19 protein-coding genes are annotated in these 17,289 nt (G+C 30.8%); 16 read left to right on the top strand and 3 right to left on the bottom strand.

Going from position 1 to position 17,289, the window contains the following annotated elements:
* Positions 1 to 190 precede the first annotated feature (190 nt).
* Positions 191 to 745 (bottom strand): intracellular survival protein CiaI, encoded by a 555-nt coding sequence (gene ciaI, locus CCUN_RS06090; protein ID WP_027305684.1) that lies wholly within the window; start codon positions 743 to 745, stop codon positions 191 to 193.
* Positions 746 to 818: 73 nt separating this feature from the next.
* Between ciaI and CCUN_RS06085 the strand changes: the two genes are divergently transcribed.
* From CCUN_RS06085 to CCUN_RS06025, 13 genes are all read left to right on the top strand, one after another.
* Positions 819 to 1,220: a hypothetical protein gene (locus tag CCUN_RS06085; protein WP_027305685.1), complete on the top strand. Its 402-nt coding sequence runs from the start codon at positions 819 to 821 to the stop codon at positions 1,218 to 1,220.
* 308 nt (positions 1,221 to 1,528) lie between these two features.
* Entirely contained in the window at positions 1,529 to 1,801 is a 273-nt protein-coding gene (locus CCUN_RS06080; RefSeq protein WP_027305686.1) for a NifU family protein, read from the top strand.
* Positions 1,788 to 2,330: a hypothetical protein gene (locus tag CCUN_RS06075; RefSeq protein WP_027305687.1), complete on the top strand. Its 543-nt coding sequence runs from the start codon at positions 1,788 to 1,790 to the stop codon at positions 2,328 to 2,330. The genes CCUN_RS06080 and CCUN_RS06075 overlap by 14 nt, the downstream gene beginning before the upstream one ends.
* A complete protein-coding gene (locus tag CCUN_RS06070; protein WP_027305688.1) occupies positions 2,314 to 3,597 on the top strand; it encodes a UDP-N-acetylmuramoyl-L-alanyl-D-glutamate--2,6-diaminopimelate ligase in 1,284 nt (427 codons plus the stop codon). Before CCUN_RS06075 ends, CCUN_RS06070 begins: the two co-directional genes overlap by 17 nt.
* Positions 3,598 to 3,903 carry a YbaB/EbfC family nucleoid-associated protein gene (locus tag CCUN_RS06065; RefSeq protein WP_027305689.1) on the top strand — a complete coding sequence of 102 codons (306 nt, stop codon included), beginning with the start codon at positions 3,598 to 3,600 and terminating at the stop codon, positions 3,901 to 3,903.
* A 2-nt stretch (positions 3,904 to 3,905) separates the two neighbouring features.
* Positions 3,906 to 4,994 (top strand): DUF7488 domain-containing protein, encoded by a 1,089-nt coding sequence (locus CCUN_RS06060; RefSeq protein ID WP_027305690.1) that lies wholly within the window; start codon positions 3,906 to 3,908, stop codon positions 4,992 to 4,994.
* Positions 4,991 to 5,830, top strand: coding sequence for a polyprenyl synthetase family protein (locus CCUN_RS06055; protein WP_027305691.1), 840 nt, complete (start codon positions 4,991 to 4,993; stop codon positions 5,828 to 5,830). The genes CCUN_RS06060 and CCUN_RS06055 overlap by 4 nt, the downstream gene beginning before the upstream one ends.
* Before the next feature lie 10 nt (positions 5,831 to 5,840).
* Positions 5,841 to 7,742: a transketolase gene (gene tkt, locus CCUN_RS06050; protein WP_027305692.1), complete on the top strand. Its 1,902-nt coding sequence runs from the start codon at positions 5,841 to 5,843 to the stop codon at positions 7,740 to 7,742.
* 2 nt (positions 7,743 to 7,744) lie between these two features.
* Positions 7,745 to 8,860 (top strand): ABC transporter permease, encoded by a 1,116-nt coding sequence (locus tag CCUN_RS06045; RefSeq protein ID WP_027305693.1) that lies wholly within the window; start codon positions 7,745 to 7,747, stop codon positions 8,858 to 8,860.
* Positions 8,861 to 9,583: an ABC transporter ATP-binding protein gene (locus tag CCUN_RS06040; RefSeq protein ID WP_027305694.1), complete on the top strand. Its 723-nt coding sequence runs from the start codon at positions 8,861 to 8,863 to the stop codon at positions 9,581 to 9,583.
* 2 nt (positions 9,584 to 9,585) lie between these two features.
* A complete protein-coding gene (locus tag CCUN_RS06035; RefSeq protein WP_027305695.1) occupies positions 9,586 to 10,425 on the top strand; it encodes an MlaD family protein in 840 nt (279 codons plus the stop codon).
* Positions 10,422 to 11,012, top strand: a complete 591-nt coding sequence (locus CCUN_RS06030) for an ABC-type transport auxiliary lipoprotein family protein (RefSeq protein WP_027305696.1) — start codon at positions 10,422 to 10,424, stop codon at positions 11,010 to 11,012. The genes CCUN_RS06035 and CCUN_RS06030 overlap by 4 nt, the downstream gene beginning before the upstream one ends.
* A 50-nt stretch (positions 11,013 to 11,062) precedes the next feature.
* Positions 11,063 to 11,566: a flagellar FLiS export co-chaperone gene (locus tag CCUN_RS06025; protein ID WP_027305697.1), complete on the top strand. Its 504-nt coding sequence runs from the start codon at positions 11,063 to 11,065 to the stop codon at positions 11,564 to 11,566.
* Positions 11,567 to 12,227: 661 nt separating this feature from the next.
* Here CCUN_RS06025 and CCUN_RS06020 read toward each other — a convergent pair.
* Both CCUN_RS06020 and CCUN_RS06015 read right to left on the bottom strand, forming a co-directional pair.
* Positions 12,228 to 12,704: a peptidylprolyl isomerase gene (locus CCUN_RS06020; protein WP_027305698.1), complete on the bottom strand. Its 477-nt coding sequence runs from the start codon at positions 12,702 to 12,704 to the stop codon at positions 12,228 to 12,230.
* A 10-nt stretch (positions 12,705 to 12,714) separates the two neighbouring features.
* Positions 12,715 to 13,422: a YebC/PmpR family DNA-binding transcriptional regulator gene (locus CCUN_RS06015; RefSeq protein WP_027305699.1), complete on the bottom strand. Its 708-nt coding sequence runs from the start codon at positions 13,420 to 13,422 to the stop codon at positions 12,715 to 12,717.
* 245 nt (positions 13,423 to 13,667) lie between these two features.
* Here CCUN_RS06015 and CCUN_RS06010 point away from each other — a divergent pair, with 245 nt between their 5' ends.
* From CCUN_RS06010 to CCUN_RS06000, 3 genes are read left to right on the top strand one after another with little or no spacing between them, the layout of a single operon-like run.
* Entirely contained in the window at positions 13,668 to 14,603 is a 936-nt protein-coding gene (locus CCUN_RS06010; protein ID WP_027305700.1) for a cation diffusion facilitator family transporter, read from the top strand.
* Positions 14,600 to 14,797, top strand: a complete 198-nt coding sequence (locus tag CCUN_RS06005; RefSeq protein ID WP_027305701.1) for a heavy-metal-associated domain-containing protein — start codon at positions 14,600 to 14,602, stop codon at positions 14,795 to 14,797. Before CCUN_RS06010 ends, CCUN_RS06005 begins: the two co-directional genes overlap by 4 nt.
* A complete protein-coding gene (locus tag CCUN_RS06000) occupies positions 14,797 to 16,914 on the top strand; it encodes a heavy metal translocating P-type ATPase (protein WP_027305702.1) in 2,118 nt (705 codons plus the stop codon). Before CCUN_RS06005 ends, CCUN_RS06000 begins: the two co-directional genes overlap by 1 nt.
* Positions 16,915 to 17,289: the final 375 nt, after the last annotated feature.

Below are 17,289 nucleotides of genomic sequence, written 5' to 3'. Positions count from 1 at the left end.
AAACATAAAATTTTGTGAAAATTTAATGGTAAAAAATACAATAAAACGACATTGACCTTTTACTTTCTAAATTTTACTTCAAAATTTAAATAAAAGAAAGTTTATTTTGACTTCAAATCTCATAAAATTTAACTCATTATGAGATTATTTTTAACTAAATTTTAGAGATTGAAGCAGATTGAATTCGAAGTTAGGCATAAAAATCAAAATTTCCATCATCTTTTTTGTTTTGGGTTTTATTAAATTCTTCAAGCTGTTTTTTCATTTGTTTTAAGAGCTCTTCTAAGAGTTTTTTACTATCTTCGAGCATAGAGCTGTTTTGACTTTGATTTGTTGTTTGATTTTGTTTTAAAAGATTTTCTAATTTGTTTGTAAAATTATCCATAATGGCATTTTGATGATTTTCATCTTTTGGACTAGGCAAGAGTTTTGCCATTTGCATTGCATTTTCAATAAAACTTTGAGGATTAAGCTCTCCGACTTTAGATTGAGATAAAAATTCTTGTATCATAGGTTCAACATCTTTCATTGCATTTTTAATTTCATTCAAATCCTCTTGAGTGAGTTGAGAGCCTTCATAAGTAAAGCTAAAGCCGTATTGTCTTCTTAGGCTTAGACTTTGTCCTTCTTCGTTTTTATTGTAACTCACATTTTGTTTATCAAACATAGAAAAAGAGAGATGTTTTCCACTTTTTGTTGTATAATCCATACCAAAATTTTGATTTTTACTCGCATCAATTTGCATTAAAATCTCCTAAAATTTAAATTCATAGAATCAAATCGGCTTTTTTAAAATTTATTTGAGTATAATTTTACCGATGGATAAAAAAATTTTAGAATACATTAAATCAATGCAACTTTTATCTTTAGCAGTTCGCGAGGATGAGGAAGTTTATATCGCTAATGTCTTTTATGCTTTTGATGAATCCAATTTAGCTTTGATTTTTTCTTCTTATGAAGAAAGTAAGCACATTCAACTTGCTTTTTTAAATCCTAAAATTGCATTAAGCATTGCTAAAGAGGATAAAATCGCTTTGTTAAAAGGCTTACAGGCTAAAGCTTTATTTAAAGAAGCAAGTAAAGAGCAGAGTCGAATTTATTATAAAAAATTTCCTTTTGCAAGACTTTCTCATGCTAAACTTTATGCTTTAGAATTATTTTGGGCAAAATTTACTGATAATACTTTAATGCTTGATTCAAAACTTGAATTTAAAAGATGATTTTTTAATGTGTTATGACCAAATTTTTTAGATAATTTTAATTGTTATAGAAATTTTTATCATACCAAAGATAATGAATTTGTATTTTATTTTTTTAAAACAAGCAAATTTTATAACAAATAATGCTTTAAAGATGATAGAATTTTTAGAATTTAAGCCGTTAAAATGAATTGTAAAAATATGTTAATCATTAAAATTTTAAATGATAAAAATCAAAAATTTATTAAAAAAATGAATAAAAATTTAATTATTTACCTTTTTTTAAAGACAATCACGCTAAAGTAAGTAAATTTTTTTAAGGATAAAATATGATGCCTTTTAGTGATGAAGAGCTTGTAAATCCTGTAAAAGAAAGTCTTAAGAAAACTTTACCGATTTTAGAAAGAGATGGGGGAGGGCTTGAATTTTTAGGGATAAAGCAAGGTGTTGTTTATGTGCATTTAGTCGGTGCTTGTAAGGGTTGTGCAGCAAGTGGAACCACGCTTAAATACGGGCTTGAAAGACAACTTAAGATTGATATACATCCGGAAATTTCTATCATTAATTTAGATGGCGGAGCACAAGAATTTGCAAAATTATAAAAAACTTGGTATTGAACATTTTTATAGAAAAGATTTTAAAACCGCTAAAATATATTTTTCTTTGGCTTACAAAAAACGAAAAAATAAACATTTGCTTAGCTTCATCGGACTTTGCGATTTGGCTTTAAAATCCCAAAAAGAGGCTTTTTTATTGTTTGATTTTTATTTACAACATTATAAAATGCACCATATAGAGAAGGATTTTGAAAAAATTTTAGCTTCAGTAGAATTAAAAGAGGAGCAAAATGTAGAATTTGAAGACGGGTATGCTTTAAATTATCAAGATTTTTTAAAGAGTGAGGAGAAAATCGGTTTTAAAAAAAGTTTTGAGAATGTAGTTTCTAGTGGAAAACTCGTGATTGACAATAAAGAAGATTTTTTAGAATTTTTAGAAAAGCTCTTGGATAATGGCTATGAAGATATAACTCTTAATTATATAGAAAACACTTCAGCTTATTTTTGGACAAATGAGAAATTTATAAAACTTCAGAAAAAATTAATAGGACTTAAAGGTGATTTTAAGGCTTAAGGATAATTTTATCACAGATAATTCTTTAGAATGCGAAGAGGGGTGTTATTTTTTACTCACTTCGCAAAATGAAAAATTTTCTAAACAGGCTCAAGATAAACATGCAAGATTCATTGACATTAAAGAATGCAAAAGGCTTTTAAATATCGATGAAAACATTAAACTCATCGGTATTACAGGCACAAATGGCAAAACAACCACCGCAGCGGCGATTTATTCTATCTTGCTTGATTTAGGCTTTAAATGCGGTTTGTGTGGCACAAGAGGAGCTTTTGTCAATGAGGTGCAAATCGATGAAAAATCGCTTACCACGCAACCTATTTTAAAAACCTTAGCCTATTTATCTCATGCAAGTGAGGAAAAATGTGATTTTTTTGTCATGGAAGTCAGCTCCCATGCTTTGGTGCAAAAGAGGATTGAAGGGCTTAATTTTACAGCCAAAATTTTTACAAATTTAACTCAAGATCATTTAGATTTTCACAAAACTTTTGAAAATTATAAACAAGCTAAAGAAAGTTTTTTCACAGATGAAAGCCTAAAATTTATCAATAAAGACTCTGCTATGATTAAATTTAACGTCCGCAATTGCTTTACCTATGGACTTGAAAATCCCGCTTATTATCATGTCAAAGCCTATGCTTTAGAAGAGGGTATCAATGCACTTGTTGCAACAAAAGAGCAAAAATATACCATCGATTCTTCTTTGTTAGGACTTTTCAATCTTTACAATCTCTTAGCCGCAAGTGCTTGTGTCAATGAGCTTGTAAAACCAAAATTAGAGAATTTAGAAAAGGCTATTACTCATTTTGGTGGTGTTTGCGGTAGGGTTGAGAAAGTGAGCGAAGGTGTGATTGTGGATTTTGCTCACACTCCTGATGGCATAGAAAAAGTTTTAGACGCCCTTAAAAATAAAAAACTCATCGTTGTTTTTGGAGCTGGGGGCAATCGCGATAGAACTAAAAGACCTTTAATGGGTGCAGTTGTGGAGCATTTTGCAAAACGTGCTATCATTACAAGTGATAATCCACGCGATGAAAATCCTAAGGCAATTATAAGGGACATTTTAGAAGGTTTTAAGGATAAAAACAGAGCCCTTTTGATTGAGAACCGAAAAGAGGCAATAAAAAAAGCTTTAGAGCTTAAAGAAAAAGACGATTTAGTAGTGATTTTAGGCAAAGGTGATGAAAATTATCAAGAAATTCAAGGCGTTAAATATGATTTTAATGATAAAATTATTGTGAAAGAAATTTTAAATCAAGGAAAATAAATGTTTGAAAATATGGATTTTTCGAAAATGACAGAACTCTTAGCCCAGGTGCAAGAAAAAGCAAAAAGCATAGAATCGGAGTTGGAAAATCGAGAATTTACTGCAAAAAGTGGAGCGGGACTTGTTAAAGTTAGTGCAAATGGTAAGGGTGAGATTATCGATGTGAGTATTGATGATTCTTTGCTTGAAGATAAAGAATCTTTACAAATTTTACTCATTTCAGCCATCAATGATGTTTTAGCAATGGTCGTTCAAAATAAAAACAGCTTAGCGAGTGATGTTTTAGGAAATTTAGGAAAGGTGTGATGATGAGGGCTTTATGGATATTTTGTGTTTTTATTTCTTTGATTTTTGGGGTTGAAAGACCTAAAAAAGAAGATTTTATAGCTTGTTTTGAAAGAAATAAAGCCAGCATTTTAACCTATGAGGGTATGCCAGCCTTTGCTCTAAGTGAAAATTTACTCGCTGTGCTTAAAACACCTAATACCAAGCTGAATAAATATGTCAAGTATGATCCCTATTTGAATTTGTATCTGGTCAGAACAGATTTTAGCTTAATTCCTACAAATATGATTAATGAGCAAAATTTAACGCGAAACGATTGGGTTGGAATTTTAGATCCTGTAAATCCGCAAATAGGGCATATTGGATATTTAGCAGACAATATCAATGAAAAAGACCATCTTGATTTTAATTCAAAAATCGGACTTTTAAATTCTCCATGTTGTAATATGCTAGGAATTTCTTTGGATAAAGGTGATTTTATCGGCAATCGTTATTTAAAGCATTTTATGAAATACAATGATCCTTATTGGGGCGATATTGGTATAGATTTTATACAAAGAGAAAATAAAATTTATGTCGGAGTTGTGCGTAAAAATGGGCAATTTTTAGTCAATGATGAGGTCGTGAGTGTTGATGGTGAGCCTGTAAGGGATTTAAGAAAACTCAATGAAAAAATTTTGTTTGCAGACCGCGGAAGCACTCTTTATTTTAATGTTTTAAGAGATAATCAAGATTTAAATATTTCTACTATGGTTTTTGAAAAAGATTTAAGTCATTTTAAATTACCCGATAATAAACCAAAACCGCCTCCAACAAGCTTTAAAAGCAATTTAGGTATGAATGTCAATTCTGCCTTGCTCATCACTTCAATCGATGCTAATTCTAGGGCAAGTATAGCAGGATTTATGGTGGGAGATAAAATTTTAAGGGTGAATAATCAAATCATTACAGATTTTAAAACCCTGCAAGACATTCTTGCTAGAGGCAATGATTTTAATGTTTTAATCGAAAGAAAAAGCAATAAACTTCCTTTGAATCAATTCAACACAGGCACAGAGCTTTCAAATACCAATGATGGAAAATTTCAATTTTTCATAAGGCTGACAAAGTGAATGTAAAAGAGCTTTTTTTAGCCCATTTAGAAAAAAATCTTCCAAAAGTACAGAGTTTTCATCCTTTTTTTAATCAAGCCTTAGAGCAAATGTTAAAGGCTGGAGGAAAGCATTTTCGTGCTCAATTGCTCTTAAAAGTTGTAGAAAGCAAAAAACCTTCTCTTTTAAACGTTGCTTTGGATGCTGCTTTAGCCCTTGAATTTATCCATACTTATTCTTTAATTCACGATGATTTACCCGCTATGGATAATGCTGATTTTAGACGCTCAATCCCGACTTTACATAAAAGTTATGATGAGGCTACGGCGATTTTAGTTGGAGATGCTCTTAATACTGAAGCTTTTTTATTGCTTTGTCGTTTGAATTTAAAAAAAAGCATAAGACTTAAACTCATTCACACTTTGGCTTTGAATGCTGGACTTAGAGGGATGATTATAGGACAAGCTTTGGATTGTCATTTTGAAAATAAAAAACTTAAGTTAAAAGAGCTTGAGTTTTTACACACTCACAAAACAGCAAAACTCATTGCGGCGAGTTTAAAAATGGGTTGTGAAATTTGCGAACTTTCTTCTAAAGAAAGTAAAAAAATTTATGAAATAGGTTTAAAACTTGGACTCATTTTCCAAATCAATGACGATATTATCGATGTAACAATGAATGAGAAAGATTTAGGAAAGCCCACTCATCATGATACGCAAAAAAATTCTTTTGTGAATTTAATGGGTTTAGAAAAAGCCCTTAAAACAAAAGAAAAACTCTTAAAAGAATGTGATTTAGAAAAACTTGATTCTAAACTTGCTCATAATTTAAAAAATTTAATTCAACAATATTTATAAGGGTAATAATATGGACTTAACAATTTTGCAAAAACAAGCAAATACTTTAAGATTTTTGAGTGCGGATATGATTGAAAGGGCTAAAAGCGGACATCCGGGTGCTTCTTTAGGCTTGGCTGATATTTTAAGTGTTTTAAGTCTTCATCTTAAACACAATCCTAAAAATCCTTCTTGGCTCAATCGCGACAGATTAGTGTTTTCAGGCGGACATGCAAGTGCTTTACTCTATAGTTTTTTACATCTTTGCGGTTACGATTTAAGTTTAGAAGATTTAAAAAAATTCAGACAGCTTCATTCTAAAACGCCCGGACATCCTGAAATTACAACCAAAGGCGTTGAAATTGCAACGGGTCCTTTGGGACAAGGCGTGGCTAACGCGGTTGGTTTTGCGATGGCAGCAAAAAAAGCAGAGAATTTGCTCGGAAAAGATTTAATCAATCACAAGGTGTATTGTCTTTGTGGCGATGGGGATTTGCAAGAGGGAATTTCTTACGAGGCTTGTTCTTTAGCAGGACTTCATAAACTTCACAATCTGATTTTAATCTACGATAGCAATCAAATTTCCATAGAAGGAGATGTGTCTTTAGCCTTTAATGAGGATATTAAATCTCGATTTATTTCTCAAGGTTTTGAGGTGTTTGAAATCAATGGGCATGATTTTTTAGAAATTGATGAGGCTTTGAAAAAAGCCAAAAATTCTAATCGTGCAAATCTCATCATTGCTCACACTCAAATTGCAAAGGGTGCTTTGGAGCTTGAAGGTTCTCATATGAGTCATGGAGCACCTTTGGGAGAGGAGTTGATTCAAAGAGCAAAAAAAAGGCTTGGTTTTGATGAAAATCAAAATTTTCAAATTAGTCCTGAAGTGAAAATTCGTTTTGAAAGTGCGGTGGAACTTGGAGATTTAGAAGAAGCAAAATGGAAAGAAAAGCTCGAAAATTCGCAGCAAAAAGCCTTGCTTGAAAGACTTTTAAATCCTGATTTTAAAAACATCATCTATCCTGATTTTAAAGGCAAAGACATTGCAACCAGAGACAGCAATGGCGAAATTTTAAATGTTTTAGCAAAAAATTTAGAGGGTTTTTTGGGTGGAAGTGCGGATTTAGCTCCTTCAAATAAAACTGAACTTAAAGGGTTTGGTGATTTTAGCGAGGGAAAAAATTTGCATTTTGGCATTAGAGAACACGCTATGGCAGCGATTAACAATGCCTTTGCAAGATATGGTTTGTTTTTGCCATTTTCTGCAACTTTTTTTATTTTCAGTGATTATTTAAAACCTGCGGCGAGAATTGCTGCATTGATGAAAATTCAGCATTTTTTTATTTTTACACATGATAGCATAGGTGTGGGTGAGGATGGTCCAACACATCAGCCTATAGAGCAATTAAGCACTTTTAGAGCCTTACCAAATTTCTTAACCTTCCGTCCTGCTGATGGGGTTGAAAATGTCAAGGCATGGGAGGTGGCTTTAAATTCAAAGCTTCCATGTGCCTTTGTGCTTTCGCGTCAAAAACTTAAAGCTTTAAATGAAGCGGTGTTTGGAGATGTTGAAAATGGAGCGTATTTGCTTAAAGAAAATTTAAATCCACAAATCACTTTTTTAGCGAGTGGGAGTGAGGTTTATCTTTGTTTGCAAAGTGCTGAAGAACTAGAAAAACAAGGCGTAGTTTGTAATGTCGTTTCAATGCCTTGTTATGAGCTTTTTGAAAAACAAAGTAAAGAATACAAACAAAGACTTTTAAAAGGTAAGGTTATAGGGGTTGAGGCGGCTCATTCTAAGGAGCTTTATCAATTTTGTGATGAATTTTATGGCATTGAAAATTTTGGAGAAAGTGGTAAAGATAAAGAAGTTTTTGAGCATTTTGGTTTTAGTGTTTCAAAACTTGTTGATTTTACTCTTAGCAAGAAATAACAATGAGTGCAAAATTCGAGTTTAAAAACGAATCCTTAGTTATTTTTGGAATTTGGGATAAAAACAGCATAGCTGATTTAAAACTTAAAGATTTCATCAAGCAAAATTTTAAACAAAACTTGATTTTTGATTTTAAGCATTTAGAATTTATCGATACAGCTGGAGTGCGATTTTTTTTAGCTTTGGAATATGATTTAAGTTTAAAAGGGATTAAAATCAAAAAACTCAATCTCAATCCAAACGCTCAAAGTCTTTTTGAACTTTGTCAAAAAAATTATCAAAGGATTTCTCAAATAAAAAAAGACAAGACAAAGTCAAATTTAAAAGAATATTTCATAGAGCTTGGAATTCTTACTCACACTCTTTTAAAAATTCTTAAAAAATTCATTGATTTCACGGGAGCTTTTTTTGTGAGTGTTTTTTTGTGTTTTAAAAAACCTAGAAATTTTAGATTCATTTCTTTTTTATATCATATTGAAAATTCAAGTTTAAAAGCCTTACCGATTATCATTTTAACTTCACTTTTAATCGGTATAGTCTTAGCCTATCAAGCTGCTTATCAGCTTGCACAATTTGGTGCAAATATTTTTATCGTTGATTTGGTGGGCATTTCAGCTACAAGAGAATTGGCTCCCTTGATTAGTGCCATTGTGATTGCGGGTAGAAGTGCGAGTTCTTACACAGCACAAATTGGGGTGATGAAGATTACCGATGAAATTGCAGCGATGAATACTATGGGTTTTCGTTCTTTTGAATTTATAGTGCTTCCAAGGGTTTTGGCTTTGGTTGTTGCTATGCCTTTGATTGTTGCTGTGAGTGATTTTGTGAGTATATTTGGTGGTATGGTTATTGCAAAGATAAATTTAGACGTAAGTTTTGAAGAGTTTTTGAAACGTTTTGCAGAAGCTGTTGCACTCAAACATGTCATTATAGGGCTTATTAAGGCTCCGATGTTTGGATTTTTAATTGGAATCATTGCTTGTTTTCGTGGTTTTGAGGTTAAAAATACAACAAGCAGCATTGGAATTTATACAACAAAAAGTGTGGTCAATGCAATTTTTTGGGTGATAGCCTTTGATGCAATTTTTTCAGTCGTTTTGACGCAAATGGATCTTTAAATGATTATTAAAGCACAAAATATCTTAACGCGTTTTGGGGATAAAATTATCCATAATGGAGTGAGTTTTAGTATCAAAGAAAATGAAATTTTTGGAATTTTAGGCGGAAGTGGAAGTGGAAAATCCGTGCTTTTAAAACAAATGCTTTTGCTTGAACATTTTGATGGGGGCGATTATGAAATTTTGGGTTATTCTTTAAAAAATATTAGCGAGGAAAATGCTTTGGCTTTGCGTTTAAAATGGGGTGTGGTGTTTCAATTTGCCGCACTCTTTAGTTTTTTTTCTGTATTTGAAAATATTGCCATACCCTTAAAAGAATATACAAAATTAGATGATGAATCCATTTTTGAACTTGTTTTAATGAAGCTTAAAATGGCGGGTTTAGATGAGAGCGTTTTAAGTCTTTATCCCAGTGAGCTTAGCGGAGGAATGCAAAAAAGAGTTGCTATAGCTAGGGCTTTAGCTTTGGATTCTAAGCTTTTGTTTTTAGATGAACCTACAAGCGGTCTTGATCCTCATAGCTCAAGAGAATTTGATCATTTAGTTTTAAATCTTAAATCAAGCTTTGATTTAACGATAATTCTTGTAACGCACGATAAAGAAAGTATGAAGAATCTTTTAAATCGCTTTATTATATTAGAGGATAAAAAAGTTGCATTTTGTGGCACTTATGATGAACTTAAGGAGCAAAATTCAAGGCTTTTTAAAAAATTTATGGAGTGAATGTGGAAAATCGAGCAAATTATTTTTTTGTAGGACTTTTTGTTTTTGGAGTGTTTTTTGCATCTCTTTTTTGTGTATTGTGGCTTGGCGGCTATTCTAAACAAGAAAGCTTTGATTATTATAGAATTCATACGCAAGAGTCTGTGAGTGGATTGAGTTTAAAAGCACCGGTTAGACTCTTAGGTGTTGAGGTGGGCAGCGTTGAAAATATCAAAATTTCTGATGAAAATGGTTTGGGGGTGGATATTTTAATCAAAGTTAAAAAAGACACTCCTATCAAAGAAGACACTCTTGCAACCTTGCAACTTCAAGGTATTACTGGGCTTAAATCGGTTCAGCTTGAAGGAGGAAGTAAAAATTCTAAAAGACTTAAAACAGAAGAAGATGAAATTCCTATCATTAAATTTAAAGAAAGCTTTTTAACAACGATTGACAGACAAAGTGAATATCTTTTTTCTTTGATTAAAACTGCAGATAAAAAAACTAAAGAGCTTTTGAGTGAGAAAAATTTAAAAAATTTTGAATTAATCTTAGAAAATTTAGTTAAAACAAGTGAGAAAGTTAATCTTATGAGCGATAAAATCAGCAATCTTAGTGAAAGATTAAATCATAGCTTAGCAGGATTTGACAAAGGCACAAAATCTTTTGAAGAATTAACGCAAAAAGCCTCAAAAAAACTTGATTTGTATGATGAGTTAAGATATGAATTTAAAGACAATTTAGAGCTTTTTAAAATTTTTCTTTTAGAAAGCAATGCTTTGCTTTTGCAATTACAAAGAAGTCCTGCGGATTTAATCTTTAAAGAAAACAAACCCAAATTAGGACCGGGAGAGAAAGAATGAAAATATTTTTAAATGCAATTTTAATACTTGTTCTAAGTGCTTGCAGTTTAAAACAAGTTGAAGTGGATAAAACTCAAAAAATTATCTTAAAAAATGATAATAAAGCCTTTGAAACAAGTTTTAAACAAAGGGCTAAGAGTCTTAAAATTCTAACTCCAGATGTGCCTTTATATCTTAATTCTTATCAAGTGATTTATATACAAAATGAACTAAGCAACGCTTATGCCTATCATTTTTGGGGAGATTTACCGAGCAATCTTTATCGTTTCATGTTGTTGAGTAAATTTGAACAAAGTAAAATTTTTACAAGTCTAGTTGGACAAAATAGCCCGATTATAGCGGATTTTATTTTAGAAGGAAGATTGGATTCTTTTGAGCAAATTTTAAGTGAAAAAGAAAATTATATCAGACTTTCTTTGAGTTTAAATTTGATAGATTTTAAAAAAAATCGCCTCCTTGCACATAAAAATTTTATCGTCAAAGAAAACATTGATAAAATCGATATTAACCTAACTTTTAAAGCCTTTGAAAAAGCCCTCAATACACTCACAAATGAAATTGTTTTTTGGGTTGATTCTAAAATTTAGGAACACAATTTGCTTTTTATTTTTAAGATAATATTTTGAAAGGCAGAAAAATGAATCAAGAAATCAATATCTTAAAAAAACATTTAGGTGAAGTTGAGGGGATAAGTGCTTTTAAAGCAAAACAAATTTGCTCTCAAATCAGTGATGCGAATGATTTTATCGGAGCTTTACAAATTTTAGACCTCAATCTTAAAAAAATTCACAATCAAATCAGCCAAAGACTTAATGACACAAAGTTAGATGATATGCAAAAAAGAACAATTGATGCAAATGTTTCGCAACTGATACAAAATTGCTCTTTTATGCAAACAGCTCTTTTTGATAATGTTTTTAAAGTTTATATGGGGCAAAAGCTTTTTGAATTTGAGATTGTCAATCCTCTTCTCGTGCTTGAAAAAAGCAATTATGAGGGTGTTTTAGCTTACATAGAAGATAAAAGAGAAGAAATTTCAACTTTACTTGTGGATTTAGCTACAGCTATAACCTTAGATATGGATTTTAGTAAAGCTTTAACTCAAGATACGCAAAGAGATTTTAAAAATCTTTTTAGATGAGCATTTGGTGGATTTATCCGCCAAATTTTTAAATACTTTTTGTTTTGAAATTTAAATGAAAATCTTTTGATAAAAGAAATATTATAAGATACAAAAGATAATAAAAGCAATCATCAAAAATTACATCACTCAAAAATATAAAATAAGAAAATAAGTTAGAAAAAAGTGAGAGTATAGAAGCAAAAAATATAAAGAATATAATTTTATATCATCAAATTAGAGATGAATAAATATCTTTTAAAAATTTTGGAATTTGAATAAATAATACAAAGTAAAAATAGTATAGAAATTATCAAAGAAAATATTACAAATATTCAAGTGATGAAATTTGTTTTAATTTTAGAAATTTTCGCCCAAGAATTTGCAAAACATTATTGCTATTTTTAGAAAAATATAAAGAATAAAGCTCAATCATTTTAAATATAAAATGAATTTTTTGGATTAAATATCTGTAAAAAATCTCAAACTCTTTTTTTATGATTATATATAAATTAAAGTTATCCAAGAAATTTTAAGCTAAGATGAAATTAAATAAAATTTATAAAGCAATATCTTTTTTTAAGATTTAATTATTATTTTTTATTTAACTTAAAGGACTCTTTTAATTTTTTAAATCCTTGATTGAGGCTAAAAATAATAATTTATAAACTTACAATGAGTTTTAACTTAAAATTTCAATGTCTAAAATTTTATCCCCTTGACGAATAGAATCTAAAACCTCTAAACTTTTTTTGTCTTTTTTATCAATTTGCCCAAAAATCGTATGAATTCCGTCTAAATGAGGTTGAGAACTATGGCAGATGAAAAATTGTGAGCCACCTGTATCGCGTCCAGCGTGTGCCATAGAAAGTGAGCCTCTTTTGTGTCTGTGTGTTTGGTCATCACATTCGCAAATAATCTCATAGCCCGGTCCTCCTGTGCCTGTGCCACTAGGACAACCCCCTTGAATCACAAAATCATCAATCACACGATGAAAAGTGAGATTTTTATAAAAACCTTGATGGGCTAAATTTGCAAAATTACAAACCGTTTGCGGAGCTTCATCCCCAAAAAGCTTAAGTTTCATATCGCCCTTTTCTGTCTTAATCACAGCAAAATTATACTCATTCACCTTGCTTGTATCTATGGTTTTTAACATTTTTTCTCCTTTATTCTATGTTGGTATAAACCGCTTGCACATCATCATCATCTTCAAGTTTATCAAGCAATTTTTCAATATCTACAAGTTGCTCTTCACTCAAATTCACAGGATTGTTTGGAAGATATTCAAGTCCTGCTTTTTTGATGATTAAACCTTTGCTTTCTATTATATCGCTTAATTCTTTAAAAGCTGTATAATCTCCGCTGATTAAAAGCTCTTCTTCATTTTGCTCTAAATTTTCAAGCCCCCCATCAATCAAATCAAGCTCAAGCTCTTCTAAATTTTCATTGTATCTTTCAAGATGAAACACTGCTTTTTTAGAAAACATAAAACTTAAAGAGCCATTTGGCAAAACCTCTCCACCATTTTTATTGAAAATAGCTTTAACATTTGCCACAGTGCGCGTAGGATTATCACTCATGCATTCGACAATCACAAGCACTCCATGGGCAGCCTTTCCCTCATAATGAATGTTTTTAATCTCCGCACTATCTTTGCCATTTGCTCTTTTAATCGCTGCATCGATATTATCCTTTGGCATATTATGAGCTTTTGCAGTTGCAATCGCACTTCTTAATTTCGGATTCATATCCGGATCGCTCCCGCCTTCTTTCGCGGCAACTTGTATGGCTTTGGCTAGTTTTGGAAAAAGCTTACTCATCTTGTCCCATCTTGCTTCTTTTGAAGCTCTTCGGTATTCAAATGCTCGTCCCATTTTTTACTTTCTTTGAATTTTTTAATCTTAAAAGTATAGGATAAAAAGTCTAAATTTGCTTTTAAAATATAAATTTTTTTAGTTTCATTAAGCAAGAAATTCTTAAAATAAACGACTTAAGTGTAAATTAAAATAAATTGTAATAATATTGCGAAAATTTAATACAAAGCCTTTATTTAAGATAAATTTCAGCTGTTAGCATATTTTTATCAAGGTGCATAAATTTTTGATTTATAAGGATTTTAATGCAAGAATATTTAGCTCATGAGCCTTTGTTTCAAAAAACCAAACATTATGAGCACACTCACAATCACTCCGCAGAACACAATCATACAGACCCAAGATTTATGGATAAAAGAGTTCTTAAAATTTCACTTATAATGACAAGTGCGATGATAATCATTCAATTTATTTATTCTTTGCTTTCAAATTCTTTGGCTCTTTTAAGCGATACTTTGCATATGTTTTGGGATGCTTTATCTTTGGTTTTTAGTCTTTTAGCTATACTTGCGATTCAAAAATGGCAAAATCATCAAAAAACTTTTGGTTATTTTCGTCTTGAAATTTTAGTTGCCTTTGTGAATGCACTTACGATTATTGCTTCCGCAATTTTCATCATTTATGAAGGCATTGCTAAGCTTTTTAATCCTCAAAGTATCGATGCTCAAACTATGATTATCGTTGCTTTTATAGGATTTTTAGTCAATGCTTTTTGTGCTTTTTTGATGTTTAAAGGTGCAAATTTAGACAATATCAATATCAAATCCGCTTTTTTACACTTAATGAGTGATTTGTTTGGTTCTGTTTGTGTGATTATAGGGGGAATTTTTGTATATTTTAGTGGTATTGTTTATATTGATACAATTTTAGCCATTATTTTATCTTTTTTACTCATTCGTTATGCTTTTAAACTTCTTAAACAAAGTGTAAATATCCTTCTTGAAAGCTCTCCTGTCGATATTTCTAAGGTCAAAGCCACACTTTTAGAGGATGAGGAGGTTTTGGAAGTTAAAGATTTGCATATCACTCAAATCACTCACAGAATGCTTGTGGCTACGATGCATATTGTTGTTAAGGATTTTAATGATTTTGAAAAGCTCGCACAAAGACTTTCAAAAAAGCTTTTAGAAGAATTTGAAATCGGACATTTAACCATACAACCCCAAAGGAGTTTAACATGAAATTTAAAATGGCAAATGTTAATTGCATAAATTGCGTTAATTTAATCAAAAAATCCCTCGAAGCCGAATTTGGAAAAATAGAAATTGATTTAAATACCAAAATTCTAAACGTGGAATTAGAAGAAAATCGTTTAGAAGCGTTTGATAAAGAATTAAAAGAGCTTGGTTTTGAAATTTTAGAAAGAATTGCTTAATGCAGGAATTAAGACTTAAAATCGGTAAAATGACTTGCACAAATTGCTCTAATGCCATAGAAAGAGTGTGTAAAAAAATTGATGGTGTTAGTGATGTGAGTGTTTCTTATGTCAATTCTAGCGGAATTTTTTTGGTTGAAAATTTAAAACTTAAAGATAAAATTTCTCAAAAAATCAAAGAGCTTGGTTTTGAAATTTTAGAAGAGGAAAACCTAGAAATCGACGAAAAAAAACGGGTTTTAAAACTTAAAATCAACCTTTTTTTAAGCATCGTTTTAAGTCTTGTGATTATGTATTTTGAAATGTTTGTTAAGAGTGAAAATTCTAAAAGCTTACAAATGTTTTTGGCTTTTTTTGCGATTTTTTATTGTGGAAGAGGCTTTTTTTATCATGCTTTAGCGGGTTTAAGATATAAAAATTTGGATATGAATACCTTAGTTTCACTTGGAGCTTTAAGCTCTTTTGTGTATTCTGTCTTTGTTTATTTTGGGTTTTTTGCCCGTGAAGAGCATTTGTATTTTAGTGGCGGAGCGATGATTATTTCTTTTGTGCTTTTGGGTAAATTTTTAGAAGAAAGAATTCAATTTAAAGCCTTAAAATACCAAAGAAAACTTGAAAAAATAGACACGAAAAAAGTGAAAATTTTAGATAAAGATGGAAACATCAAGGAAAGTTCTAGTGCCTTTGTGAAAGCTGGAGACATTCTTTTGCTTGATGAGGGAGAAAATGTCAGTGTTGATGGGGTGATTTTGGAGGGAAAGGCTGAGTTGGATTTGAGTTTTTTAAATGGGGAGTTTTTGCCCATTTTAAAACAAGCCGGAGATGAAATTTTAGCAGGAAGTTTCATCATCAGTGGAAATTTAAAGATAAAAGCAAGTAAAAAGGCTATGGATAGCACTTTAGAGCAGCTTAAAGACCTCGTTTTTAAAGCCGGTAGCATTAAAACACCTCTGTCAAATCTTGCCAATAAAATCAGTGCATATTTTGTGGCTATGATTATCATTTTAGCTTGTTGTGTTTTTATTTTTTGGAGCATTAAAGAGAATTTAAGTATCGCATTCTTGCATTCTTGTGCGGTTTTATTAATCTCTTGTCCTTGTGCCTTAGGACTTGCTACGCCCATAGTGCTTACGAGAGCTTTTGAAAAAGCAGCTAAAAATTTTATCCTCATTCAAAATCCTGCTGCTTTAGAAAATTTAAGTCAAATTCAATGCGTTGTATTTGATAAAACGGGAACCCTTACAGAAAATAACTTGTCTGTTTTTAAACACAATCTTGCTCAAAAAGATTTTGAAAAACTTGCTCATATAGAAAGTTTTAGTCCTCATCCTATCGCACAAGCAATTTTTAAGGCTTCGCATTTAGAAAAAAAACCTTTACAGGCTGAAATTCAAACTCTTGTAGGAAAAGGTTTGATTTATAAGGAACAAGAGGATATTTTTTTGGTGGGAAATGAGGAATTTTTAAAAGAGAATGAAATTCCTTTTGAATCGGTTAAAGAATTTTTAAATCAATATGAAAATGAAGCCCCGATACAGGTTTATTTCGCTAAAAATCAAAAATGCTTAGGAGGCGTTGCTCTAAGCAATGCTTTGAAAAATGGGGCTAAAGAATTGATACAAAATTTAAAAAAAGAAAACATTCAAAGCATTATCTTAAGCGGAGATAATTTAAAAAGTGTGCAAAAAACAGCCTTAGAGCTTGGGATTGATGAATTTTATGCTTCTTTAAAACCTGAAGAAAAATTTGAATTTATTAGGGCTAAAGAAAAAGAGGAAAAGGTTCTATTTGTAGGAGATGGGATTAATGATGCTATAGCCATGAATTTAGCAAGTGCGAGTATGAGTTTTGCTCAAGCAAGTGAGCTTGCTAAAAAAACGGGCGATTTTATATTGATAAGAGAGGATTTAAGTGCAATTGTAATGTGTTTTGAGCTCTCAAAAAGAATCAAAACCCTTATAAAATTTAATCTTTTTTGGGCTTTTATCTATAATATTTGTTGCATTCCTATTGCTGCTGGAATATTGCCTTTTATCGTTCTAAGTCCGCACATTGCCGCTTTGGCGATGTGTTTTAGCTCTCTTGCTGTGGTTTTAAATTCGCTAAGAAAAATTTAATTTTTTAAATATCATAGGAGTGAAAATTTTCAATCTGTGCTAAAAAATTAGCTTTTAAATTCATGTTATAGTGAGTGAAAGTGTTAAGAATTTTTAGCTTTTGGGTTAAAAATTCTTAACAAGCAAAAATCCTTTCAAAGCACTATCTTATAGGTTCTAACTAAGAATTCTTAAAATTTCTTTGTTTTTAGATATACAAGCACTCTTTTTTAAAAAGAAAAACATATTTTTACAGCAAGGAATTTTCATATTTTTTTCTTACACACATGAAAGAAAATGATATTATAAAAACAAGAATAGGGCGGGTATAAAAACATATGTGATGTTATAAAATCAGCTTAAAATCTTTTTAATCCAAGTAGAATTGATGAATTT

The organism is Campylobacter cuniculorum DSM 23162 = LMG 24588 (assembly GCF_002104335.1).
Classification (GTDB): Bacteria; Campylobacterota; Campylobacteria; order Campylobacterales; family Campylobacteraceae; genus Campylobacter_D; species Campylobacter_D cuniculorum.
The sequence above is the reverse complement of the archived record's forward strand: the minus strand, read 5'-3'. Positions and strand labels throughout refer to the sequence as shown.

Excerpts from the sequence above, each read along its gene's own strand:
- ciaI (WP_027305684.1), bottom strand. The coding sequence starts at position 745 with ATGCAAATTGATGCGAGTAAAAATCAAAATTTTGGTATGGATTATACA.
- CCUN_RS06085 (WP_027305685.1), top strand. The coding sequence starts at position 819 with ATGGATAAAAAAATTTTAGAATACATTAAATCAATGCAACTTTTATCT.
- CCUN_RS06080 (WP_027305686.1), top strand. The coding sequence starts at position 1,529 with ATGATGCCTTTTAGTGATGAAGAGCTTGTAAATCCTGTAAAAGAAAGT.
- CCUN_RS06065 (WP_027305689.1), top strand. The coding sequence starts at position 3,598 with ATGTTTGAAAATATGGATTTTTCGAAAATGACAGAACTCTTAGCCCAG.
- CCUN_RS06060 (WP_027305690.1), top strand. The coding sequence starts at position 3,906 with ATGAGGGCTTTATGGATATTTTGTGTTTTTATTTCTTTGATTTTTGGG.
- tkt (WP_027305692.1), top strand. The coding sequence starts at position 5,841 with ATGGACTTAACAATTTTGCAAAAACAAGCAAATACTTTAAGATTTTTG.
- CCUN_RS06045 (WP_027305693.1), top strand. The coding sequence starts at position 7,745 with ATGAGTGCAAAATTCGAGTTTAAAAACGAATCCTTAGTTATTTTTGGA.
- CCUN_RS06040 (WP_027305694.1), top strand. The coding sequence starts at position 8,861 with ATGATTATTAAAGCACAAAATATCTTAACGCGTTTTGGGGATAAAATT.
- CCUN_RS06030 (WP_027305696.1), top strand. The coding sequence starts at position 10,422 with ATGAAAATATTTTTAAATGCAATTTTAATACTTGTTCTAAGTGCTTGC.
- CCUN_RS06025 (WP_027305697.1), top strand. The coding sequence starts at position 11,063 with ATGAATCAAGAAATCAATATCTTAAAAAAACATTTAGGTGAAGTTGAG.
- CCUN_RS06020 (WP_027305698.1), bottom strand. The coding sequence starts at position 12,704 with ATGTTAAAAACCATAGATACAAGCAAGGTGAATGAGTATAATTTTGCT.
- CCUN_RS06015 (WP_027305699.1), bottom strand. The coding sequence starts at position 13,422 with ATGGGACGAGCATTTGAATACCGAAGAGCTTCAAAAGAAGCAAGATGG.
- CCUN_RS06010 (WP_027305700.1), top strand. The coding sequence starts at position 13,668 with ATGCAAGAATATTTAGCTCATGAGCCTTTGTTTCAAAAAACCAAACAT.
- CCUN_RS06005 (WP_027305701.1), top strand. The coding sequence starts at position 14,600 with ATGAAATTTAAAATGGCAAATGTTAATTGCATAAATTGCGTTAATTTA.
- CCUN_RS06000 (WP_027305702.1), top strand. The coding sequence starts at position 14,797 with ATGCAGGAATTAAGACTTAAAATCGGTAAAATGACTTGCACAAATTGC.